23 protein-coding genes are annotated in these 22,759 nt (G+C 69.1%); 13 read left to right on the forward strand and 10 right to left on the reverse strand.

Features of this window, described 5'->3' with window-relative positions:
- The first annotated feature begins 187 nt into the window (after positions 1-187).
- The 4 genes from ACFV15_RS38915 to ACFV15_RS38930 all read left to right on the forward strand — a co-directional run bounded on the left by ACFV15_RS38915 (position 188) and on the right by ACFV15_RS38930 (position 2,722).
- Complete coding sequence (locus ACFV15_RS38915; protein ID WP_378357251.1) at positions 188-763, forward strand: PH domain-containing protein; 576 nt, start codon at positions 188-190, stop codon at positions 761-763.
- The gene (locus ACFV15_RS38920; protein WP_378357253.1) at positions 763-1,704 is read left to right on the forward strand and encodes a hydroxymethylglutaryl-CoA lyase; all 942 of its coding nucleotides are present in this window, start codon (positions 763-765) and stop codon (positions 1,702-1,704) included. Before ACFV15_RS38915 ends, ACFV15_RS38920 begins: the two co-directional genes overlap by 1 nt.
- Positions 1,705-1,781: 77 nt before the next feature.
- Entirely contained in the window at positions 1,782-2,468 is a 687-nt protein-coding gene (locus ACFV15_RS38925) for a TNT domain-containing protein (protein ID WP_378357255.1), read from the forward strand.
- Complete coding sequence (locus ACFV15_RS38930) at positions 2,465-2,722, forward strand: hypothetical protein (RefSeq protein ID WP_378357256.1); 258 nt, start codon at positions 2,465-2,467, stop codon at positions 2,720-2,722. Before ACFV15_RS38925 ends, ACFV15_RS38930 begins: the two co-directional genes overlap by 4 nt.
- Here the strand turns inward: ACFV15_RS38930 and hisN are convergent.
- Positions 2,719-3,501 (reverse strand): histidinol-phosphatase, encoded by a 783-nt coding sequence (hisN, locus tag ACFV15_RS38935; protein WP_378357257.1) that lies wholly within the window; start codon positions 3,499-3,501, stop codon positions 2,719-2,721. The genes ACFV15_RS38930 and hisN overlap by 4 nt on opposite strands.
- A gap of 48 nt (positions 3,502-3,549) precedes the next feature.
- On the opposite strand from hisN, the gene ACFV15_RS38940 reads away from it, so the two are divergent.
- The 3 genes from ACFV15_RS38940 to ACFV15_RS38950 all read left to right on the forward strand — a co-directional run bounded on the left by ACFV15_RS38940 (position 3,550) and on the right by ACFV15_RS38950 (position 6,112).
- Positions 3,550-4,236, forward strand: coding sequence for a response regulator transcription factor (locus ACFV15_RS38940; protein WP_378357290.1), 687 nt, complete (start codon positions 3,550-3,552; stop codon positions 4,234-4,236).
- A gap of 3 nt (positions 4,237-4,239) precedes the next feature.
- Positions 4,240-5,526, forward strand: a complete 1,287-nt coding sequence (locus ACFV15_RS38945) for an ATP-binding protein (RefSeq protein WP_378357258.1) — start codon at positions 4,240-4,242, stop codon at positions 5,524-5,526.
- A gap of 91 nt (positions 5,527-5,617) precedes the next feature.
- Entirely contained in the window at positions 5,618-6,112 is a 495-nt protein-coding gene (locus ACFV15_RS38950) for a hypothetical protein (protein ID WP_378357260.1), read from the forward strand.
- Here ACFV15_RS38950 and ACFV15_RS38955 read toward each other — a convergent pair.
- The 7 genes from ACFV15_RS38955 to ACFV15_RS38985 all read right to left on the reverse strand — a co-directional run bounded on the left by ACFV15_RS38955 (position 6,099) and on the right by ACFV15_RS38985 (position 13,873).
- The gene (locus ACFV15_RS38955; protein ID WP_378357262.1) at positions 6,099-6,539 is read right to left on the reverse strand and encodes a Pvc16 family protein; all 441 of its coding nucleotides are present in this window, start codon (positions 6,537-6,539) and stop codon (positions 6,099-6,101) included. The genes ACFV15_RS38950 and ACFV15_RS38955 overlap by 14 nt on opposite strands.
- Positions 6,540-6,544: 5 nt before the next feature.
- A complete protein-coding gene (locus ACFV15_RS38960) occupies positions 6,545-7,177 on the reverse strand; it encodes a response regulator transcription factor (RefSeq protein ID WP_378357263.1) in 633 nt (210 codons plus the stop codon).
- A gap of 163 nt (positions 7,178-7,340) precedes the next feature.
- Entirely contained in the window at positions 7,341-7,967 is a 627-nt protein-coding gene (locus ACFV15_RS38965) for a response regulator (protein WP_378357291.1), read from the reverse strand.
- A gap of 20 nt (positions 7,968-7,987) precedes the next feature.
- A complete protein-coding gene (locus ACFV15_RS38970; protein ID WP_378357264.1) occupies positions 7,988-10,225 on the reverse strand; it encodes a histidine kinase in 2,238 nt (745 codons plus the stop codon).
- 65 nt (positions 10,226-10,290) lie between these two features.
- Positions 10,291-10,830 carry a GtrA family protein gene (locus ACFV15_RS38975; RefSeq protein ID WP_378357266.1) on the reverse strand — a complete coding sequence of 180 codons (540 nt, stop codon included), beginning with the start codon at positions 10,828-10,830 and terminating at the stop codon, positions 10,291-10,293.
- A 300-nt stretch (positions 10,831-11,130) separates the two neighbouring features.
- Entirely contained in the window at positions 11,131-11,649 is a 519-nt protein-coding gene (locus tag ACFV15_RS38980) for a GtrA family protein (RefSeq protein WP_378357267.1), read from the reverse strand.
- 19 nt (positions 11,650-11,668) lie between these two features.
- Positions 11,669-13,873: a sigma-70 family RNA polymerase sigma factor gene (locus ACFV15_RS38985; RefSeq protein ID WP_378357269.1), complete on the reverse strand. Its 2,205-nt coding sequence runs from the start codon at positions 13,871-13,873 to the stop codon at positions 11,669-11,671.
- Positions 13,874-14,092: 219 nt separating this feature from the next.
- Here ACFV15_RS38985 and ACFV15_RS38990 point away from each other — a divergent pair, with 219 nt between their 5' ends.
- The 5 genes from ACFV15_RS38990 (at position 14,093) to purE (ending at position 19,262) form a co-directional block, all read left to right on the forward strand.
- A complete protein-coding gene (locus tag ACFV15_RS38990; protein WP_378357271.1) occupies positions 14,093-14,932 on the forward strand; it encodes a GGDEF domain-containing protein in 840 nt (279 codons plus the stop codon).
- 114 nt (positions 14,933-15,046) lie between these two features.
- A complete protein-coding gene (locus ACFV15_RS38995; RefSeq protein ID WP_378357272.1) occupies positions 15,047-16,369 on the forward strand; it encodes a glycosyltransferase 87 family protein in 1,323 nt (440 codons plus the stop codon).
- Entirely contained in the window at positions 16,353-17,501 is a 1,149-nt protein-coding gene (locus ACFV15_RS39000) for a glycosyltransferase 87 family protein (RefSeq protein WP_378357273.1), read from the forward strand. Before ACFV15_RS38995 ends, ACFV15_RS39000 begins: the two co-directional genes overlap by 17 nt.
- Positions 17,502-17,567: 66 nt before the next feature.
- Positions 17,568-18,752 carry a 5-(carboxyamino)imidazole ribonucleotide synthase gene (locus tag ACFV15_RS39005; protein WP_378357275.1) on the forward strand — a complete coding sequence of 395 codons (1,185 nt, stop codon included), beginning with the start codon at positions 17,568-17,570 and terminating at the stop codon, positions 18,750-18,752.
- 9 nt (positions 18,753-18,761) lie between these two features.
- Positions 18,762-19,262: a 5-(carboxyamino)imidazole ribonucleotide mutase gene (gene purE / locus ACFV15_RS39010; protein ID WP_370946744.1), complete on the forward strand. Its 501-nt coding sequence runs from the start codon at positions 18,762-18,764 to the stop codon at positions 19,260-19,262.
- Here purE and ACFV15_RS39015 read toward each other — a convergent pair.
- Complete coding sequence (locus ACFV15_RS39015) at positions 19,259-20,902, reverse strand: class I adenylate-forming enzyme family protein (protein ID WP_378357277.1); 1,644 nt, start codon at positions 20,900-20,902, stop codon at positions 19,259-19,261. The two genes, purE and ACFV15_RS39015, sit on opposite strands and share 4 nt — an antisense overlap.
- A gap of 115 nt (positions 20,903-21,017) precedes the next feature.
- On the opposite strand from ACFV15_RS39015, the gene ACFV15_RS39020 reads away from it, so the two are divergent.
- Entirely contained in the window at positions 21,018-22,190 is a 1,173-nt protein-coding gene (locus tag ACFV15_RS39020; RefSeq protein WP_378357279.1) for an acyl-CoA dehydrogenase family protein, read from the forward strand.
- 61 nt (positions 22,191-22,251) lie between these two features.
- On the opposite strand, the gene ACFV15_RS39025 is transcribed toward ACFV15_RS39020, so the two are convergent.
- Positions 22,252-22,632, reverse strand: coding sequence for a hypothetical protein (locus ACFV15_RS39025; RefSeq protein ID WP_378357280.1), 381 nt, complete (start codon positions 22,630-22,632; stop codon positions 22,252-22,254).
- Positions 22,633-22,759: the final 127 nt, after the last annotated feature.

Raw genomic sequence — 22,759 nt, forward strand, 5'->3', positions numbered from 1 at the left:
CAGGCGGCCCCTGGCGGCACCGCGGGATCACCCGAGTACAACCCGGTACGAGGATGATCCCGCGGCACCGCCAGGAACCGCCTGGATCACGACTCTCATCGCACCGGATCCGAGAAACACGCCCTCATCCGTCAAAGCTGAGTACGGTGATCCTGCCAGCGCCGTAAAGAATCCGGGAGCGTCCGCCGTGGCCTATCCAGACGACCAGCTCAGCGCCAACGAGCACGTCGTAGTACACAGTCACCCGCACTTCAAAATGCTCGTCTGGCCGACGCTGGCGCTGCTCGTCACGCTCGCCGCGGGCATCTGGCTGGCGTTGCTCGCCAAGGACAGCGCCGCGCCTTGGGACATGGTCTCGCTGATCGCCATCGGTGTGGTCGGCCTGGTGCTGATCGTGTGGCTGTTCCTGGTGCCGTTCATGCGGTGGCGCACCACGCACTTCATCGTCACCACCGACCGGATCATCGCGCGCGAGGGCGTCATCAAGCGCACCGGCATCGACATCCCGCTCGGCCGGATCAACAGCGTCCGGTTCGAGCACGGGCTGCTGGACCGGGTGTTCGGCTGCGGCACGCTGATCATCGAGTCGGCCTCGGACGAGCCGCTGACCTTCGACGACATCCCCAAGGTCGAGCGCGTGCACACGGTCATCTACCGGGAGGTCAACGACAACCCGTACGACGACTACAACCCGGCGGGCCAGCAGCCGACCCAGCAGCAGCCCCCGCAGGGCGGGCACCCGCCGCGCGGGACCCGGCGCTGATGGGCGCGCGTGAACTCGGGCTGCCTGCCAAGACACCCGCCGAAGGGTTCCCTGATCGGGTGACGATCTGGGAGGTCGGGCCGCGTGACGGGCTGCAGAACGAGAAGGAGATCGTCCCGGTCGAGGTGAAGCTGGAGTTCCTCGACCGGCTCGCCGACGCCGGGCTGACCACACTCGAGGCGACCAGTTTCGTGCACCCCAAGTGGGTTCCGCAGCTGGCCGACGCCGAGCAGTTGCTCGAAGGCCTCAAGCAGCGCGACGGCGTGCGCTACCCGGTGCTGGTCCCGAACGAGCGCGGCCTCGACCGCGCGTTCGCGGCGGGTGTCAAGGACATCGCGATCTTCGCCAGCGCGACCGAGACCTTCGCGCGGCGCAACCTCAACTCGACGCTCGACACCCAGTTCGGCATGTTCGAGCCGGTCGTTTCCCGTGCCACCGAAGGAAAGATCGACGTTCGCGGGTACCTGTCGATGTGCTTCGGCGACCCGTGGGAGGGTGCGGTGCCCGCGTCCCAGGTGGTCACCGCCGGCAAGCGGCTGCTGGACATGGGCTGCTCGCAGCTCTCGCTCGGCGACACCATCGGCGTCGCCACGGCAGGGCAGGTCGAGGCCGTGCTCGGCGGGTTCGCCGCGGCTGGGGTCCCGATGAGCGCGCTGGCCGTGCACTTCCACGACACGTACGGCCAGGCGCTCGCGAACACCTTGGTGGCGCTGCGCTGTGGTGTGTCCACTGTGGATTCTTCGGCTGGCGGCCTCGGTGGCTGCCCGTACGCGGAGTCGGCGACGGGGAACCTCGCGACCGAGGACCTGGTCTGGACACTGGACGGCCTGGGCATCGAGCACGGCGCCGATCTCGACAAGCTCGTCGAGACCAGCGCCTGGATGGCGGGCAAGCTCGGGCGCCCGAGTGCTTCGCGGGTGGTCAACGCATTAGCGAAGTGACAACGCCGCACGGCGTCCCCGCCGACGGAGGAACGGACAGCTTGCCTGAAGCGTCCACTCCTCGTGGGGAGGCGCTGATGTCCACAATGGATGACCCGAAGACCGGTCCGATCCGGATACCGGCACTCGGTGCGAAACGGACGGACCGCGTCAGCGTGGTCGCGCTGTTCCGGGTGAACATGTTCCCGCTCGGGCACCTGCCGGTCCCGGTCTCGAAACCCGCCGAGCAGCTGCCGGCGCCCGAGGACGATTTCGTCGTCGGCCTGCGGTTCCCACCAGGTGATCACCCCGACGATGTCGACACAGGCTCAGCGGTGAGCCGGGTGCCGCCGGGATCGGCGGGGGAGCCGCCCGCCGAGGTGTTCGAGGGCCACAGCCCGTTCGGCTCACTCGACGAAAAGGCCTGGTCACGGCGTTATCTGGGTGGCATGCGCGGCGAGGTTCCCGAGTACGCCTGGCCGCCGGGCGCGCTGTTCCCCGAGGGCGGGACCGAGCCGGGCGAAGCCATCACGCTGCCACTGGACACCGTCGTCGACCGCTTCGGCGACGGCTCGGGCCGGATCTTCGCGCCCGACGGCACGCCCTTCGCCCAGCGCGCGCTGCCTGCTCAGGCGGCGTATCGGCGCTACCGGGTCACGCGCGCGCTGCCGGTGTGGCGGGCGGTCACCGCGCCGTGGTTCGGCCAGCCCGGCGGCGGCACGCGGTACCGCGCGACGTGGTCGGCCGACGAGCTGGTCACGCTCGGATACCTGGAGGAACTGTGAACGCCGAGTCGATCCTGCGCTGGCTGACGGCCGTCGGCGTGCCGCCCGAGGTCGTGTCGATCGGCGTCGAGGCCGACAACTCGTGGAACCTCCTGCGCGTCGACGACGCCTGGGAGGTCTTCTGGCGCGAGCAGGGCAACCGCTACGACTGGGCCCGGTTCACCAGCGAGCAGGTGGCTTGCCATTACCTGTTCGGGCGGCTGACCTGGGCCCAGGTCGCCAGCGGCGCGGTCGTGCTCAAGGACGGGATTTAGCCCTGGAGGACGGCCAGCGCGGCGTCGTGCAGGTGGCCGTTCGTGGCGAGCGCGTTGCCGCCGTCGAAGCGGGGCTTGCCGGACAGGTCGGTGAACCGCCCGCCCGCCTCGGTGACCAGCACCTGGGCCGCGGCGACGTCCCACGGGTTGACGATCGCCTCGGCGGCGACGTCGAGCGCGCCCTCCGCGACCAGGCAGTAGTGCCAGAAGTCGCCGAGGCCGCGGTTCTCCCAGCAGGCCTCGGTCAGCGCGAGGTAGCGCTCGCGTGAGTGGTACTGCGTCCACGAGTTCAGGTCGGTCGTCGACAGGTACGCGTCCTCCAGCGAGGACACCCCCGAAACCGACAGCCGCCGCTCGCCCGCCGAGTCACGCGAGAACGCGCCGTCGCCCGAAGCGGCCCACCAGCGGCGGCCGAGCAGCGGCGCGCTGATCATGCCGACGACCGGCGTGCCGTCCTCGACGAGCGCGATCAGGGTCGCCCACACGGGTACACCGCGCAGGAAGTTCTTGGTGCCGTCGATCGGGTCGATGACCCACGCGCGGCCCTCGGCGCCCGCGGTACCGCCGCGCTCCTCGCCCGCCACGACGTCGCCGGGGCGCTCGGCCGACAGCACGGCGCGGATGGCGTCCTCGACCGCGGTGTCGGCGTCGGTCACCGGGGTGCGGTCGGGCTTGCGCTCGAAGGTCAGGTCGAGCGCGCGGAACCGCGAGGTGGTGATCGCGTCGGCCGCGTCGGCGAGACGGGTGGCAAGAGTGAGATCGTTCGCGTAACCAGGCACGATGACGATGGTTTCACGCCCATCCACCGTAGAGTTGACCAGGTGAGCATGGTGCTACTTGCCGAGGACGACCCGGCCATCGCAGACCCGCTGTCCCGCGCGCTGCAGCGGGAGGGCTACGAGGTCGAAGTCGTCGCCGACGGACCGTCGGCCTTGGTGGCGACCGCCGAGCAGCGCGTCGACCTTCTCGTACTGGATCTCGGGCTGCCGGGGATGGACGGGCTGGAGGTGTGCCGCAGACTGCGCGCCAGCGGCACCGAGCTGCCCGTGCTGATGCTCACCGCGCGCACCGACGAGGTCGACTTCGTGGTCGGGCTCGACGCGGGCGCCGACGACTACGTCGCCAAGCCCTTCCGGCTGGCCGAGCTGCTCGCCCGCATCCGCGCGCTGCTGCGCCGCCGCGTGCCGGAGGTGCTCGAGTCCGGCGGCATCCGGATGGACCTTGGCGCCAGGCTGGTCACGGCCGACGGCCGCGAGGTGCAGCTGGCGAACAAGGAGTTCGAGCTGCTGCGGGTGCTGATGACGCGGGCGGGCCAGGTGGTCAGCCGCGACGAGATCCTCGCCGAGGTGTGGAACGACCTGGAGTCCAAGACCTCCAAGACACTCGACATGCACATGTCGTGGCTGCGCCGGAAGCTCGCGATCGCCACCGAGGACGCGGGCGGCAAGCCCGCCGACGGCGAGCGCCGGATCGCCACGGTCCGCGGTGTCGGCTTCCGGTTCAACTCCGAATAAGCCGTGCGCCGCCGCATCCTGCTCGCCATCCTGCTGGCCGTCGCCGTCACGGGTGCCGCGCTGGGCATCCCGCTCGGCGTGGTCGCCTGGGAGCTCGTCGAGACACTGCAACGGGAATCGCTCGCCGCGTCGGTGCGGCGGGTCGCCACCGTGCTCGACGACCAGCTGGCCGCCCCCGGCGCCGCCATCGACCTGGGGCCGGCCAAGCTCGCCGCGCCATCGGACAGCCTCATGATCGTCAAGCTGCCCAGGGAAATGGAACGGCGCACCGGCCTCGACCCGGGAGCCGAGCAGATCTCCGAGTCCGCGCCCATCGCCCACGAGGGTTCGGTGACGCTGGCGATCCCCGCCGAGCCGATGCGGACCAGGCAGGGCCAGGTGGTGCTGCTGGTGGTCTTGATCGTGACGCTTTCGGTCGGCACCGGCACGGTGGTCGCGACCGTCACCGCACGCAGGCTCGCGAAGCCGCTGCGGCATGTCGCCGAGCGCGCGGCGAAGCTCGGTGGCGGCGACTTCCGGCCGGACCCGAGCCGCTACGGGGTCGGTGAGCTGGACATGGTCGCCGAGGCGCTCGACACCTCCGGCACCGCGCTCGCCCAGATCGTGCAGCGGGAGCGCCAGCTCGTCGGTGACGTCTCTCATCAGCTCCGCAGCAGGCTGACGGCGTTGCAGCTGCGGCTGGAGCCGCTCACCGTGCATCCCGATCCGGACGTCGTCGTCGAGTCGCGGGCCGCGCAGGAGCAGGCCGACCGGCTCGCCGAAGCACTCGAAGAGCTGCTCGCCGCCGCCCGCGCGGCCAGCGAGGTCGGCGCCGAACCGGTCGAGCTCGCCGCGGCCATGCCGGAGATCTGCCAGGAATGGCGCCAGCTGCTGCGCGCGGAGGGCCGCAACCTGCGGGTGCGCGTCGCCGACGGGCTGATGGCCAGGGTGACGCCTGGCAGGCTGCGCGAGGTCATCGGCGTGCTGCTCGACAACGCGCTGCGGCACGGCGCGGGCACGGTCACCATCGCCGCCAGGCGCGGTGATGCCGAGGGCACAGTCGTGGTCGAGGTCAGTGACACGGGACTGGGTGTGCCGGACGAGCTCGCGCCGCATGTGTTCGAGCGCGGATTCTCCGGCGGCGGCTCGACCGGAGTCGGGCTGGCGCTGGCCAGGGCACTGGTGGAGGCCGACGGCGGCAGGCTGGAGCTGTCCAACAGCAGACCTGCCGTTTTCAGTCTATTCCTGCGGGTGCCGCGACCCGGCGACGTGCCGGAGGTGCGCTGGCCTGCGGAAAGAGTCCCGCGCTGAGGCAAGCGCGTGAGTTCCGCACGAGGAGTCGGCCCCAATGTCTGCCCGATCGGGCGCAACCGGCGTGGCCGTTGCCACTTAACGTTTGTGTGTGTATTTGCAGACTTACGGTTACCAGCCACCGAGGGGTCCGGTGGCCGGTGCGAAGACCGGACTGGGGAAAGTCAGCGTCTCCGTGCAGCTCTCGTTCGACGGCGAACTCGTCGCTGTCTGGCACGGCGGCCATGACCGGCCCGACCCGCTCGAGTCGTTGCTCAAAGGCCTGTTCGTCAGCGGGCTGGACACCTCGGCGCCGGTGGTGCGCGCCGGAACCGGCACCCGTTTCCGGCAGACGGGCCTGGATTTCCGGCCGCCGGACACCAAAGTCTCGATCGGACGGTGCGAAGTGGACTCGTCGGCGCACGGCCTCGAGCTGAAAGGCGTGCTCGGCTACCGGCTCGAGGTGACCGTGACCTGGAATGGCCGCGTGCAGCGGGAGAACCCGGTTTCCGCCGACCAGTGGGCCGCGTTCTTCGGTGACTCGCTCGCCTCGCTCGGTGGCTTGGTGATGGGCCGTTACCCGGTGGCGGAACTCATGACTCGGTGAGCTCGACCACCGGCACGGTCACCGTGACCACGAAGGCGGCACGCGCGGGCATGCCGAGACTCGTCCACAACCGGGTCGGGTCGAGGTCGGCGATCCGCACGGAGACCCTGCCTGGGAACCCGTCCGGAAGCAGGTCCGGCGACAGGAACTCGGTGCCGATCACCGCGCGGAGCGCCCGCTGCAGCAGCAGGTGCTCCTCGTGGACCTTGCCCGCGCGTGCGGTGACCAGATAGGTCAGCACGCAATGTTTGCCGGGCTGCGCGCCGCTCTCCCCAGCGTCGCGCAGCCCGAACAGGAAGAGATCGACGCTCTGGATGTCCGCCTCTGTCTGCCAAGTCGGCTTAGGTGCGTCCAGCCTTACCGCTGTGCTCGCGGGCAGATGCCCGCCGATGAGCCTGCACAGCGCGTCGTCGACCTGAGTGATCAAGGGAATCAGATCAGCCCTTCGCGCAGCGCGTACGCCACGGCGTGCGAGCGGTTGCGCAGCTGGAACCGGTTGGTCACGTCGTGCAGGATGCTCTTGACCGTTCGCTGGGAGTAGCAAAGCTCGTTGGCGATCTCCTGCGTCGAGAGCCCGGAAGCGACCAGCCTGATCACTTCGGTCTCCCGCTTGCTCATCCCGCCGATGTGCAGCCCCCGCGGCTGCAGCACCTGGCGCTGGAGCTTGGACACCCGGTTCAGCAGGCGGCCGAGCATGTCCGGCGGCAGCGCGCCTTCACCGGCCGCGGCCGCCTTGATGAGCCGGACCAGCACCTCCGGGCCCGCTTCGGCGCGGCGGGCCACCGCGCAGACTCCGTGCTCGATGGCGCTCAGGATCTCGTTGTCGTCGACCTCGCCAGCCACGAGGACGATGCGGGTGAAACCCTGATGGTGCAAGGAAGAGAGCAGCTTGGTCATCGCGTCGTCCAGCCGGTCGGTGACCAGCAGTGCGACCGTCGTGGCGTCGGCGGACTCGCCGTCGACCAGCCGGACGTCATCGCGGGAGCGCAGTGCCATGCACACCCCGCTGTGGAGAATCGGGTCCGTCGCACGAACTACAACGGGCGTCCTGTTCGTGTCTAGCATTTCGATACTTCCCCTCTGTCACGCGAGGTCCCCCCACGCGCATACCGCTACTTTGCCCGGCGAGGTGTCCCAAGCACATGGGACCGGTGTCCCGGAGTTGCCCGAAAAGCCGCCTGATGGCCTCTGTTTTCGCGGTGGAAAATCAGTTGCGCTCTCGGCGAAATCACTTACCGAGACCGGCTTCGCGGGCCCGGATGATGGCCTCGGCCCGGTCGGCGACCCGCAGTTTGCTGAAGACGCTGGAGATGTGATTGCGCACGGTCTTCGGGCTCAGTGAAAGCGCTTGTGCGATCGCCGAATTGCTTTGCCCTGACGCGATCAGCGCGAGCACTTCGCGTTCACGGCCGGTGAGTTCGGGGAACACCGGATCGGCGCTGGGTTGGGCATTATTGAAGAAGCCCAGCACCCGCGTCGCGATGTCCGGGCCGAAAATCGCTTCCCGCCGGGCGACCGCCTGGACGGCCCTGATGATTTCGTCCGGCTCGGCGTCCTTGAGCAGATAGCCGCGCGCGCCTGCCCGCATGGCCGCGAACACGGACTCGCTGTCGTCGGACATGGTCAGCATGAGCACGCCCGCCTCCGGGCATTCGGCGACGATGCGCCTGGTCGCCTCGACGCCGCTGATGTCGGGCAGATGCAGGTCCATCACCACGACATCGGGTTTCAGCGCCGTCGCCGCGCTGACCGCGTTCGCGCCGCTGGCCGCCTCGCCGACCACCTCGATGGTCGGTTCCGAGGTCAGCAGCGTGCAGACGCCGAACCGGAACAGCGGGTGGTCGTCGACCACCATGACTCTCAGCGACTCGTCGCTCACTTGCTGTCTCCTGGAAGTGGCAAAGTCGCTCGGATACGGGTCCCGCCTGAAGTCATCTTCTCCGCCTTGAACTCACCGCCGAGCTCGGTGGCCCGCTCGCGCATCGAGCCGAGCCCGATCCCGCCACCGCCACGCTCTCGGATACCGACACCGTCATCGATCACTTCCAAGAGCAACTCGGACCCCGCCTGGATACGTACCGTGCAGTTGTTGGCCCGAGCGTGTCTCGTGACATTGGTGAGCGATTCACAAATGATCCGGTACGCGGCGACGTCGACCGCGGGCGGCATGGGCGGGAGCTCGGGCGGGGTGTCCAGCGTGATGGCCATGCCGTGGCCGTCGACGCTGCCGATGTACTCCTCGACCGCCCCGAGCAGGCCGAGGCTGTCCAAAGCGGGTGGGCGCAGGTCGTGCGCGAGGCGGCGGATCTCGGTGATCGCGCCGCTCAACGTCTGCTGGAGGCGTTCGAGCAGCGGTTCGGCCGCGGTGCCCGACGGCAGGCTCCGGCGGCCCGCGTGCAGGCCGAGCGTGACGGCGGCGAGTGTCGGGCCGACGCCGTCATGCAGCTCGCGTAGTAGACGGCGGCGTTCCTCCTCGCGTGCCTGCACCAGGCGGTCGCGGCTGCGGGTGAGGTCGGCGGTCAGCCGCGCGGTGTGCACCACGGTTCCTGCGTGCAGCGCGACCTCGGCGAGCACCGAGCGCTCCTTGCGGCCGAGCGTTCCTCGGCGCGCGATCACCAGCTGGCCGACCAGCTCGCCCTGGTAGGTCAGCGGGAGCCGATGGGATTCGGTGGTCGGCTCCCCGTAGCTCGCGGCTTTTTCACTGCCGCGCGTCCGATCGAGTTCGATGGCCACATAGGACAATCGCAGCTGCGTGCCGATCGTTTCCACCATCGCCTCGAGCTGCTGGGCGGGCGCGTGCACCCCTTCGAGCCGCTTCGCCAGCGACGACACCACGTGATACGGGTCCGTGCGCTCGCCGAACAGCCGCCGGTTGATGATCGACTGCAGCCACGCGCGCAGCGGCTGGACGGCGATCGCGATGGCCGCGGCGGCGATCGCCTGCTGCCACAGCCGGTCCATCGGCGGGAACGCCTGGCTCAGCAGGGTGACGACGCCGACGTACAGCCCGACCAGCCCGACGCTGAGCGTGCCGTACACCAGCGAGCGCGAAAGCACCACGTCGATGTTGAGCGCCTTGTGCCGCAGGATCGCCACGGTCACGGCGAGCGGGATCGGCAGGAACGTCAGCGTCTGGTACTGGATCGGGAACGGCGGGCTGCCGAAGATCGCGGCGGGCAGTATCCACACGAGCAGGTAGACGATCGCGCCGCCCGCCACCGCGGTCGCCGCCCAGCGCATCCGGCGGCGCGTCAGCGGATCTCGGGTGCGGATGTACTTGATCACCAGCGTGACCACGATCAGCGCCGGGTAAACCGCCACCGTTGGCAGTGCCGGCGACCCGGCGACCGCGAGCTTCGTCAGCGGGTTGTCCAGCGTGATCAGCGCGAACGCGGCGACAAGCGGATAGAGGGCGATCGAGCCCGCGTAGCCCGCGAACACCGCCCGGCGGTAGTTCCGGTAGGCCGAGGCTTCCGGGAACGCGATCGCGAAATGCATGATCCCGCCCCAGACCAGCGCGAAGGTCAGCTGCCCTCCCCACCAGCGCCAGAACTGCGAGCCCGCGACCAGGTCGAGCGCCTGGAGCTGGAAGTAGCCTGACCAGGCCAGCGTCGCCGCCCCGATCGACGACGGCAGGATCGCCGCCTGCGCCGCCCGGTCCCTCGGCCTGACCAGGAAGATCACCAGCGCCGTGCCCAGCAGCACGATGTTGACCAGCAGCGACGGCCACCCGCGCAGGACGCTCGCGAGCACCGGGTACTCGCGCAGCGTCACGTCGACCGACTGGGCGCGGCCGTCGCGGACGATGTCGTAGCGCAGCACCTGGCCGACCCGGACGGAGTCGCCGCCGATGCCGTCCTTGAGCGCGTCTTCGGGTTTCCTGCCGTCGATCGCGACGATCCGGTCGCCGACCTGCAGCGGGGTGTCGGCGACAATGGTCTGGACCGTCACGCCCTCGGACGAGGTGACCGCGTCGCCGACATTGATCTTGGTCCCATCGGACGGCGCCGCCGCGCGCCAGGCGATCCCCGCCGCCGCGATGGCGAGGAAGGCCACCGAGAGCAGCATGATGGCCACGGAGTCCCGCCGCCATCCGCCCCCGGAATTAAACACGTGCTGAAGTCTCTCGCAGCCCCACCTTTTCGCCAAACGGGCTAATGGCCTCGCTTGCCGGCGAGCTACGGGCGCAGCGGCGTGACGTCGGCTTCCGGCTCTTCGTCGCGGCGGCGCTTGCCGAGCTCGTCGGGGAACACCCAGCGCTTGAAGCCCCAGAACCGGAAGAACATCGCGAGCAGCATGCCGATGATCGACCCGCTCGCGAAGTCGGCGAACTCCTGCACGAACCGGGTCACATGCGGGACCTCCAGGTCCAGCACGTACCGCGACACGTACAGCGGGATCAGGTTGACCACCACGGCGGTCCCGCTGACCAGGAAGAACAACGCGGCCTCATGATGCCGCTCGCGGCCGCCGCGGGTCCGGAAGGACCATTCGCGGTTGAGGATGTAGGACACGATGGTCGCGATGATGATCGCGATCGCCTTCGCGGTGGTCGGCTTCGAGTACAGGACGCTGAGCTTCAGCAGGTACCAGATCCCGTTGTCGACCACGAAGGTCGTGCCGCCGACGATGCCGAACTTCAGCAGCTCCCGATGCTTGATCAGCACACGGCGCAGCGGTTCAGGCGTGTGCGCGAGCACGGTTTCGACGACGGCCACGATCCGCAGTCTACGTATCCCGGGTTACGCGTTCACAGACATGTGCACCAGGAGGAAAACCCAGTGGTGACGGTCACGGCGCAGGTCAGGCGCCTTTCGCCCCCCAATGTCCGGTTCTCCCCGGCCTGGAAAACCCCCAATGTGGCTTTCGTCAGCTCCGAGCTGACGAAAGCCACATTGGCGTGCTGAAACCTGACGAATGCCGCATTGGGATTTTTTCCAGGTGCCGAACGACGCATTGGGGACCTGGCAGGGACCGAAGGACGCATTCGGGATATCGGCGGGTGGGAGAGGCCTGGGTCAGGCCGCTTTTTCGTCGGGGAGGGCTGGGGCGAGGCGCTTGCCGCCGCGGACGACCTTGGGGCGGGCGTCGGCCTCGGGGAAGGCCCATTTGCGGAGCGCCCAGAAGCGGAAGACCGTGCCGAGCAGGGTGCCGAGGATCATGCCGCAGACGAAGTCCGAGGTCTCCTGGAAGACCAGGCTGACGTTCGGCGTGTGGATGTGGAACAGGTTGCGCGCCAGGAAGAGCGGCAGCGCGTTCAGGCCGAGTGAGATCGCGCTGATGACGAAGAACAGCGCCGCCTCGTGCCGGTTCTCACGGCCGCCGCGGGTATCGAAGGCGAATTCGCGGGACGCGACGTACGAGAAGATCGTCGCGACCAGGACGCCGATCGCCAGTGCGATGGTCGGCTTGTCCGTCAGGACGGTCAGTTTCAGCGCATAGTTGATCGCGGTGGTGATCGCGAAGCTGATTCCCCCGACAATCGCGAAACGTAAGAGTTCGCGGTGTTTGGTCAGCTGCGCCCGCAGGCTCGGCATGCGCCAGAAGCTACTCCCGTCAGAACGGCAGCTTGATACCGGGGAGTACCTCGTGGCCTGTTTCCCCAGGTGGGGGCGGCTCTGGCGTCGGCGGAGCGCTGGTTGTCGGCTCCTGCTTGCTTTCGGTTGGCGGCTCTTCGGACGGCTTCGTCGATTCAGGCGTTTTCGTCTTCGAAGTCGGCTTCTTAGTCGGCGAAGGAGGCGTCAACGTCGCCTCGGAAGGCGGCGCCGGGTCCTCCTGGCAGAAGTGGCCATGGCAGTCGAAGAACAACGTCTGCGAAGCCGAAGCCACACCAAGCTGAGCCGTGACGGTGACGCCTTGCTCACGGGGCGGGCGGCGGTCCAGCGCGAGCCAGAGGTCGAGGTGCTCGTTCGGCTTGAGCGAGTCCTTGCTCACGCAGGATGTGCCGTCGGCGATCGGGGTGCACTTGGCACGCCAGTTGCCGAGGATCAGCTGGCCCGGGTAGTCGAAGGTGACGGTGACCGGCTTGGTGGTCGGCCCGGTGTTGCGCACCGCGACGTGCACGACCGGGTGCCGCACCCACGGCAGCGCCGAGTCCCACGCGCTGGTGACCTTGAGCGCGAGCGCGTCCGGTGGCGGCTTGACGTCGACCTTGACCTGGACGTCGACCTGCATTTCGGTGCCGGCGCTGACCGAACCGGTGAGTGTGCCGGTCTTCGCGGTCTCGTCGGCGACCAGGCGGAACGTGAGCACCGCCGACTGGCCCGGCTCGAGCCCGGTGCCCGTCTTGCAGACGATCGTGCCGGTGCCGCCGGGGCACGCGACGGCGATCGGCCCTGGTGCGGGCTGCTCCTGCGCGAAGTTCTGCGGGGCGTTTCCACCACCGGCCGGCACGGCCGTGACGCCGGGCGGGAGCCTCAGCTCGGCCTGCACCGGCTCCGACTTCGTCCCGCCGTCGTTCTTGACCGTGATCGGCATGTTCACCGGGCCGGAACCCGGCTGCAGCTGGACACCTTGCGCGGGCCCTGCCGCGATGACCTTCGCCGGTGGCGGCGGAGGCGGGGGCTCCGGTGTCGGCGTCGGGGTCTCCGACGGCGTTGGCGGAGCGGGCGTCGGCGTTGGCGTCGGGGCAGGCGACGGCGTGGGTGGCGGGGCGGACGGTGTGGGCTTGGGTTCGGGGGGCTTGGGGGTCGGCACGACCGGCTTCGGCGAAGGAGGAGCCGGCGCCACGGCAGCGGGCTTCTGCACCGCCGCCGGGATTTCCTGCGAGCCTCCACCCGCGGCGAGTGCCACCGCGATGGCGGCGGCGACGGCCACCCCGGACGCGGCGACGCTGGCGAACTGACGGGGCCCGGCCGCCGCGGCGCCCGCGGCGGCCCCACCCGCGCCACCGGAACCCGCTGCCGCGGCCGCGCCGAAGACGGCGCCCGCGGTCGCGGCGCTCGCCTTGGCCGCTCCGACCGCCGCGAGGTACCCGAGCACTCCGCCACCGAGCACCATCGGCGCGATGATGAGGCGCAGGCCGCCGTTGACGTCGGCGAGTTCGGCGGCGAGGTACCGGCAGCGCTCGCATTCGTCGAGGTGGGTCTCGACCTGGTTCTTCTCTCGTTTGGACAGTCCGTCGCGGGTCCACGCGCCCAGCCGCTCGGCGGTCGCGCGGCACCGTTCCGCGGACGTCTCGGCCAGGTGGACCTGCAGATAGGCCTGCCGCAGGCCCTCACGCGCGCGGTAGGCGAGCGCGGAGACGCCGTTCGCGGTCAGCCCGAGCAGCGGTGCGACCTCGGCGGGGGACTGCTGCTCGATCTCGGTGTGCCACAGCACGGCCTGCCAGCGCTCGGGCAGCCGCGCGAACGCCTTCGCTGCCATCGTGCGCTCGAGCCCGGCGACCGCGGTGTCGGAGAACGGGACGGTCAGCGCCTCTCCGACGGCGCCGCCGACGTCGGTCATGTCCTCGGTGAGGTCGACTCGCTTGTCTTTGCGCGTCTTGTCGTACGCGGTGTGACGCAGTGCGGTCAGCAGATAGGCACGGAAGGCTGAATCAGGGCCTTTTCCGACACGCAGGGTGTCCAGGACTTTCGCGAAGGCTTCCGACACCAGGTCGTCGGCCTCGGCACCCGACCGCGCGAGCTGGCGAGCCAGGTTGTGCGCCGCGCCCGCGTGCCGTTCGTACAGCGTGCCGTAAGCGGCGATCTGGCCGTGACGCACGGATTCGATGAGCTCGGCATCGCTCTTGCTGCTGAGATCCGCGGGGACGGTGGACACGGCACTCCTAGGTCGGGATTTGACGCAGCGCTCAGTGTGACGGACGGGGCCGCCGTCGTCACGGAAAGGGGCGGCCGATGACCCGGAGGATGCAAAAATTTCACCCACCCCCGGGGGTGAGCTTGCGCAAAACGCGAAAAAGCTTCCTCCGAAATCACCGTCACGTGTGCCCGCCCGTCACGTCCCCTCGTCGAAAGATCAAACGAGAGGGCGTAGCCAGTGGATGTGCCGGCTCTGTTCGGAAACGGCGAATCCATGTCGTCTCCCGGCGATGTGGACACTCCGCTTCGGACACTGCGAGCGCGTTGGCGCTCTGCCAGTATCGCCGCCGGCTGGCGGTTTCCGAGCGATTGGGCGTTGCCTGAAGTCGACGCCGTCTGTGCCGCGCTCCTGCGCGGTGGCCGCGCCGAGGTGGCGCTAGCCGGACTTGGCCGGGCGAGGGCCGCGGCGGGCGCGGGGCTCGCCGAAACCCTCAACGACCTGGCCGCCTTGCACGCGGTGCTCGCCGAACCCGACGCGGTGGACGGCTTCGTCTCACCCGACCCGGACGCCACCCCCGCGCGCCTGCTCCGGCTCACGGCGCTGGCCTGGGCGGATGTCGCCACCGATCAGATCGCGCACACCGAGGTCACCGATCCGCTGACCGGTCTGCCGACCGCCGCGTACCTGCGCACCCGGCTCGGCGAGGTCTACCGGCAAGCCGAGCGTGACGAGCGCGCGGCGGCCGAGGAGCACCTGCTGCTGGTGGTCTCGATGGATTTCTCCGGCGTCGCCGGCTGGTCACGGCTGACCGGGATGATCCTGGTCGCCGACGCCATCCGGGCGGTGTTCGACGGCGGCGAGAGCGTCGCCTCGCTCGGGCCGTCCACGGCGGCGGCGCTGGTCCCGCGTGATGGCCGCATCGCCTCGCGTGGTGTGCTGCTGCGGCGTGAGCTGAACGAACGGCTGTCCATCGACGCGCAGCTCCGGGACATCGAACCGGCGCGGATCTCGATCGTGCGCCTGCCCGCCTCGCATCACGCGGCCTGCGAGCTGCTCGGCAAGCATTCGCGCAGCTAAACCCCTGGTCAGACCTCGTGAGTGGTACGGCCGGTTAGAACCGGCAATACCACTCACGAGCCCTGACCAGGGGCTTCCTGACCGGGGAAGAGCCCGTCATGATTTCCTGATGGGGTGACCCGGACCGTTCCCGCCGCCGCTGACGGCGAAGCTTCGGCCAGCCTTTCCCAGCATCGCCTCGCCCTGCGCAGGTCGATCGCGCGCCTGTTCCACCGCCCGAAGTCGATCTTCGTACTGGCGCTGGCGCCGCTGGTCGCGATCGGGGTCGGGTTCTGGGGCTGGCAGCATGACTGGGTTCTCGGCGTCGACAGCGCGGTCTACCGCGCCGGCGCGCTCACCCTGCTCCACGGCGACCCGCTGTACGACGCGAACACGCTGATCCCGGAGCCGTGGTGGGCGCTCTTGCCGTTCACCTACCCGCCGTCCGCCGCGGCCTTCTTCATCCCGCTGGCCTTCTTCCCGACGCAGGTCGCCTGGGGTCTGCTGACCGCGGTCTCGCTGGCCGCGCTGGCGCTGGTCATCCGGATCGCGATCGGCGCGCTGCCGCGCCCCGCCGAGGACGGCCCGCGCTGGTGGGCCTCGCCCGCCCGTTCGACGCTGGCTTTCTTCCTGGTCTTCTTCGCGCTCGAGCCGGTGTGGCGGACGATCTTCCTCGGCCAGATCAACATCATCCTGATGGCGTTGATCATGCTCGACATCCTGGTGATCGGCGCCCGCGGTTCGCGCTGGGGCGGCGTGCTGGTCGGCGTCGCCGCCGCGATCAAGCTGACCCCGCTGGTCTTCATCGGGCACCTGTTCGTCACCGGCCGCCGGATGGACGCGGTGCGCGCGTTCGCCACGTTCATCGTGATCCAGGGCGCGATGTTCCTGGTCAACGCGCACGACGCGGCCCGGTACTGGACGGTCACCCTGCCCGACACCGGCCGCATCGGCCCGGTGCACTGGGCGGGCAACCAGTCGCTGAACGCGCTGCTCAACCGCGCCTCCGACCTCGCGCCGTGGGCGTCGAAGGCGGCGATGGGCATCGGCATCGTGCTGGCCATCCCGGCACTGTGGCTGATGCTGAAGTTCCACAAGAAGGGTCAGGCGCTGGCCGCACTGCTGGTCACCGCGTTCTGGATCCTGCTGATCTCGCCGGTCTCCTGGTCGCACCACTGGGTCTGGGTGGTCCCGCTGATCGTGCTGCTGGTTTCGCGGCTGCCGCAGACGTCACCGGCGAAGGCGTGGAAGCGCTGGCTGGGCACGGTCGCGGTGTTCTACGTCTTCGTGAGCTGCGTGCTGCTGCTGTTGCCCAACGGCCGCAATGTCGAGCTGCACTGGAAGGTGTGGCAGAACCTGCTCGGCAGCGCGTACATCCTGATGCCGCTTGTGCTGTTCGCCGCGATCACGCTGCGGTGGGCTCTCCAGAAACGGCGGGCGAGTGCCGAAGCCGGCTAAAGGCCTCGTCGCGGCTTTGGTCGCGGCGACGCTCGCGGTCGGGATAGTCGGCTGGCTTGCCGGTTGGCACCTTGGCGCGGACAGTGCCGTGTACCGCGCGGGTGCGCTGACCATGCTGAAGGGCGAGCAGCTCTACAGCGACCGCATGCTGACCACGCTGCCGTCGTGGGTGAACCTGCCGTTCACGTACCCGCCGGCCGCCGCGCTGATCTTCCTTCCGCTGGTCGCGATTCCCCCAGGGCTGATCTGGGGTGTCGTTTCGGCGCTGTCGGTGCTTTCGCTGGCCGTGGTCATCCGCGTGTTCGGCGTCAAGACGCTGTGGCTGCCCGCCGCCGTGGTCGGCGCGCTGGCGCTGGAGCCGGTGTGGAAGACGCTGTTCCTCGGGCAGATCAACCTGATCTTGATGGCCGTCATCGTGGTCGACGTGCTGGTCGTGTGCCGCCGCGGCTCGCGCTGGGGTGGCGTGCTGGTCGGTGTCGCCGCTGCCGTGAAGCTGACGCCGTTGATCTTCATCCCGCATCTGTTCCTGACCGGGCGTCGAGCTGACGCGTTCCGCGCGCTCGGCACGTTCGTGGCGCTGCAGGGCCTGATGTTCGTGGTCATCCCGTCGGACGCGGCCAAGTACTGGTCGGTCATGGGCGACCCCGGCAGGGTCGGCGCGGTGCACTGGATCTTCGACCAGTCGCTGAACGGCATGGTCAGCCGTGCCTCACACCTCGCGCCCTGGTCGCTGACGGTGGCACTGGCCATCGGCGCCGTGCTGGCCGTGCCCGCGGTCTGGCTGGTGTGGCGGCTGCACGCGCGCGGGGACGACTACGGCGCGTTGCTGGTGACGGCGTTCTACGCGCTGCTCCTGTCGCCCGTTTCGTGGACGCATCACTGGGTGTGGTCGGTGCCGCTGGTCGTGCTGCTCGTCACGCGCGGGCACCGGCTGGCCGGATGCGCGGTCGCGGCGCTGTTCGTGTCCTGCGTGGTGATGCTGGTGCCGAACGGCGGTGACCACGAATTCCGTTGGGGTATCGGGCTTTCCGTGCTCGGGAACGCGTACGTGCTGGCGGCGGCCGTCGTCCTGGTGGTGCTCGCCGCCCGCGAAGTCCGGCTCCTGCGCAGAGCCCCCGTACCCGCTCAGTAGCCCCTCCCGTCGCCCACCACCGCCCTCAACGGAGGCGCTCCGCGCCGCAGTAACATTCAGAACGCTATGGACAAACACACGGGTCTTCCGATCGTCGGTATGGTGGGCGGCGGCCAGCTCGCCAGGATGACGCACCAGGCCGCCATCTCGCTCGGCCAGTCGCTGCACGTCATGGCCGCGGGCGAGAACGAGTCCGCCGGGCTCGTCGCGGGCAAGGTCGTCCAGGGGCACCACACGGACCTCGACGCGCTGCGCGCGTTCGCCAAGGACGTCGACGTGGTGACCTTCGACCACGAGCACGTCCCGTGGGAGCACATGTACCAGCTCGCGCAGGAGGGCCACACGCTCCGGCCGGGCCCGGAGGCTCTGGCCTTCGCGCAGAACAAGCTGGTCATGCGCGAGATGATGCGCGGGATGGACATCGCGGGCCCGGAGTTCGCCGAAGTGTCCTCTGTGGAGGACGTGGCCGCGTTCGGCGAAGCGAACTCGTGGCCTGTCGTGCTCAAGGCGGCCGAGGGCGGCTACGACGGCCGCGGTGTCTGGATGCTCGACACCGCGCAGCACGCGCGTGAGGTCGTCCCCGAGCTGCTGGCCGCGGGCACGCCACTGCTCGTCGAGTCCAAAGTAGACATGAAGCGCGAGCTGTCGGCGCTGGTCGCCCGCTCGCCGTTCGGCCAGGGCGCCGCGTGGCCGGTGGTGGAGACCGTGCAGCGCGGCGGGATCAACACCGAGGTGCTCGCGCCCGCGCCGGGACTGAGCGAAGGACTGACGCAGCTGGCGCAGGATTTGGCGCTGCGTATCGCTTCCCAGCTCAATGTCGTCGGGCTGCTGGCGGTCGAGCTGTTCGAGACCGCGGACGGCCTGCTGGTCAACGAGCTCGCGATGCGCCCGCACAATTCGGGCCACTGGACCATGGACGGCGCCCGGACCTCCCAGTTCGAGCAGCATCTGCGCGCGGTGCTCGACTACCCGCTGGGCGCGACGGAACTGCTCAAGCCCGCCTGCGTGATGGGCAACGTGCTCGGCGCCGACGAGAAGCCGTCGATGAGCCCCGACGAGCGCGTCCACCATCTCTTCGCACGCTACCCGGACGCGCGGGTCCACTTGTACGGCAAGGAAGAACGTCCCGGCCGCAAACTCGGTCACGTCACTTTCCTCGGTGACCGCATGGAAGAGCTGCGCGATCGCGCGCTGCTGTCCGCACACTGGCTGTCCCACGCCGTCTGGCTGGACGGCCACGAGATCCACTAGGAGAACGTTATGGCGCCGCAGGTGGGCGTGATCATGGGCAGCGACTCGGACTGGCCCGTGCTGGAGGCTGCCGGTCAGGCACTCGACGAGTTCGGCGTCTCCTACGAGGTCGGCGTCTACTCGGCGCACCGGACCCCGCAGCGCATGCTGGACTACGCGACGTCGGCCGTCACCCGCGGCCTGAAGGTGATCATCGCGGGCGCCGGCGGCGCCGCGCACCTGCCAGGCATGGTCGCCTCGGCGACGCCGCTGCCGGTCATCGGCGTCCCGGTCCCGCTGAAGTACCTGGACGGGATGGACTCGCTGCTGTCGATCGTGCAGATGCCGGCCGGTGTCCCGGTCGCGACGGTCTCGGTCGGCGGCGCCCGTAACGCGGGCCTGCTGGCGGTGCGCATGCTCGCCGCGTTCGACGAGGACCTGCGCAAGAAGATGACCCGGTTCCAGGCCGACCTCGAAAAGCTGGTGCTGGACAAGGACGCGGCCCTGCGTTCCAAGGTGCAGGGCTCCTAGAGTTGTTGGCGTAGCTCGCGTTTGAGGATCTTGCCAGCGGCTGAAACCGGGATCTCGTCGACGAACCTGAGTTCCCGGATCCGCTTGTAGGGCAACACCTTCGCGTTGACGTCTTCAAGGATCCGTTCGGCGGGCGTGTCGGTCGCCTTCACCACGAACGCGACCGGTAGCTCGCCGACGTCCGCCTGCGGCCGCCCGACCACGGCGGCCGCGGCGACGGCTGGATGCGCGATCAGCAACTCCTCCAGCTCGCGCGGATAGACGTTATAACCCTTGTATAGCAACATGTCCTTCTTGCGGTCCACAATGGACAGATAGCCGTCGTCGTCGAGCACGCCGATGTCGCCGGTGTGCAGCCAGCCGTCGACGAGCGCGGCAGCGGTCTCTTCCGGCCGGTTCAGGTACCCGGCCATCACCTGCGGCCCGCGCAGGCAGACCTCGCCCTCGGTGTTGGGCGGCAACGGTTCCTCGCCGCCTTCGACGGCGACGAGCTTGACCTCGGTGTCGAACAGCGGCACCCCGACCGAGCCGACCTTGCGCAGCCCCGACCGGTACGGCGGCGAGATGACACCACCCATGGTGACCTCGGTCAGCCCGTAGCCCTCGGCGATCGGCACGCCGGGCAGCCGCTTCTGCAACGCCTTGATCATCTCGTGTGGCAGCGGCGCCGCGCCGGAACTGAGCACCCGCACCGAGGACAGGTCGCGGGTGTGGAAGTCAGGACACATCAGCAGCGCGGCGAACAACGCGGGCGCGCCCGCGATGGTGTGCACGCGCAGGCGTTCGGCGTCGGCGCAGTACGCGCGCGGGTCGAAGCGGTCGTGCAGGTGGATGCTGATGCCGGTCAGCACGGGGATGTTGAGCCCGCCGATCGTTCCCATCGCGTGGAACCACGGCGTCAGGTTGATCGCCACGCCGGTGCCGAGCGGCGTCGGCCACTCTTCCGGGTCACCGACCTGATCGAGTATGGGATTTCCGTCTTCGTCGACCGCGGGCAGCGAGCCGGTCTGCAGCGCCGCGCACTGCAGCGTGTTGACGACGACGTTGCGATGCGGCAGCCGCACGCCCTTCGAACGCCCGGTGGTCCCGCCCGTGTAGGACAGGTGCGCGAGGTCGCGATAGGGGTCGATCGCCACGTCAGGGCGCGTTTCGGACTGTCCCTCCTGGAACGCTTCGAAGCTCGGCTGATCTTCGCTCGTCGGCGAGACGACGATGACGCGCCGTACCGGCGTTTGGGCGCGAACGGCCTCCACACTCTGCGAAAACGACCCGAAGGTGACCACCGCTACCGCGCCGCAGTCGGTGAGCTGGAAGGCCAGATCGTCGGGCGGCAGCAGTGGGTTCGCCGGGCTGAAAGTGGCTCCGGCCAGCAGGGTTCCGTAGTAGGCGACGGGATACGCGAGACAATTCGGCAGGTGGATCGTGACCACATCGCCCGGCGCGACGCCGTCGGCGATCAGCGCGTTGGCGAACCGGCAGGCGGCCCGGTAGGTCTCGGTGAAGCTCAGGCTTTCGTCACCGTGCGCGAACGCGGTGCGTGTGCCATAGCGCCGGGCGGCTCCGGCCAGCAGCGACCCGACGGGCGCCTCCGGGTAGTCGAGCGAGCGGGGAAACTCCGAGGGCGAGACCGTGAGATCCATCACTCGAACCTACGAAAACTGGGGTGCGGAGCACAAGAACTGGGGTGGACGCCACAGTCCACGTCAGTGAACGGGCGCTAACATCGAGAGGTTGGGAAATCCTTGCTCGAGAGAGGTGACGCAGGTGTCTGAAGGCCCCGGGCTGTACGAACTGGCCGAGGAGCACGAGGAGCTGCGTGCTGCCGTACGCGCACTCGCCGAGAAGGAGATCCTCCCGTACGCCGCCGAGGTGGACGAGCAGGAGCGGTACCCGGCGGAGGCGAACGCCGCGCTGGTGAAGGCGGGCTTCAACGCCGTCCACATCCCCGACGAGTACGAGGGCCAGGGCGCCGACGCGATCGCCGCCTGCATCGTCATCGAAGAAGTGGCCCGTGTGGACGCTTCGGCCTCGCTCATCCCCGCGGTCAACAAGCTGGGCACCCAGCCGATCATCCTGTCGGCCTCGGAGCAGCTCAAGAAGCTCGTCCTGCCGTCGATCGCCTCCGGTGAGGCTTCGGCTTCGTACGCGCTGTCCGAGCGCGAAGCCGGTTCGGACACGGCGTCGATGCGCTGCCGCGCCCGTCTCGACGGCTCGAGCTGGGTCCTCAACGGCACCAAGTGCTGGATCACCAACGCGGGCGAGTCCTCTTGGTACACGGTCATGGCCGTCACCGACCCCAACGCCGAGAAGAAGGCCAACGGCATCTCGGCGTTCGTCGTGCACAAGGACGACCCCGGCTTCTCGGTCGGCCCCAAGGAGCGCAAGCTCGGCATCAAGGGCTCGCCCACCCGCGAGATCTACTTCGAGAACTGCGTCATCCCCGAGGACCGCATCATCGGCGAGCCCGGCACCGGCCTCAAGACCGCGCTCCGCACGCTCGACCACACCCGCCCGACCATCGGCGCACAGGCGCTCGGTATCGCGCAGGGTGCGCTGGACGCGTCGATCGCGTACGTCAAGGACCGCAAGCAGTTCGGCAAGTCCATCGCGGACTTCCAGGGCATCCAGTTCATGCTCGCCGACATGGGCACCAAGATCGAGGCCGCCCGCCACCTCGTCTACGCCTCGGCCGCGGCGACCGAGCGCGGCGACAAGCGCGCGGGCTTCATGGCCTCGGCCGCGAAGGCCTACGCGTCGGACATCTCGATGCAGGTGACCACGGACGCCGTCCAGCTCTTCGGTGGCGCCGGCTACACCCGCGACTTCCCGGTCGAGCGCATGATGCGCGACGCCAAGATCACCCAGATCTACGAAGGCACCAACCAGATTCAGAAGGTCGTGATGGCCCGCGCCCTCCTGCGCGGCTGATGCTTTTGGGGTCGTGAGTGGTACGGCCGGTTCTAACCGGTCTAAACACTCACGACCCCTTTTACGTGGTGGGGTCTTGGGCGTCGTCCTCGCGTTCGAAAAGGCTGCCGACGGTGCCGGGGGAGAGTTCGCGGTCGAACTCCAGCCGGTCGGTGATCTTGAAGCGCGGGATGAGGGTTCGGTCTTCGGGTTCGTCGGTTTCGACGGTGTAGGTGATCTTCTTGGCGGCGTCGATCGACCAGCTGCCGAAGAGGTAGCGGTTGAAATGGATCCGCAGCATGGCTGGGCCGATGACCCGCCAGGTGAAGCGCTGGACGTCGAACGAGCTGCTCCAGCTTTCCCACAACAGCCAGCCGGTGCCGTCCGGGCTGAACGTGACCGTGCCGAACTCAGGGGCGCCGGGGTGGATGTTCTGCTCGGACCAGGTTCCGTGGAGCCGCATGCGCTTGATCATGCCTTGGGGTCGTGAGTGGTATCGCCGGGGGTAAATCGGGCTAAAACCAACCGACCCCCGTCAGGGGGGGGCTGGGGGGGGAGGGTGGCGCGCAGAGGCGGGGGGGGGGGGGAAC

Origin of the sequence: Amycolatopsis sp. NPDC059657 (assembly GCF_042734395.1) — a bacterium.
In the GTDB taxonomy this organism is placed as follows: Bacteria; Actinomycetota; Actinomycetes; order Mycobacteriales; family Pseudonocardiaceae; genus Amycolatopsis.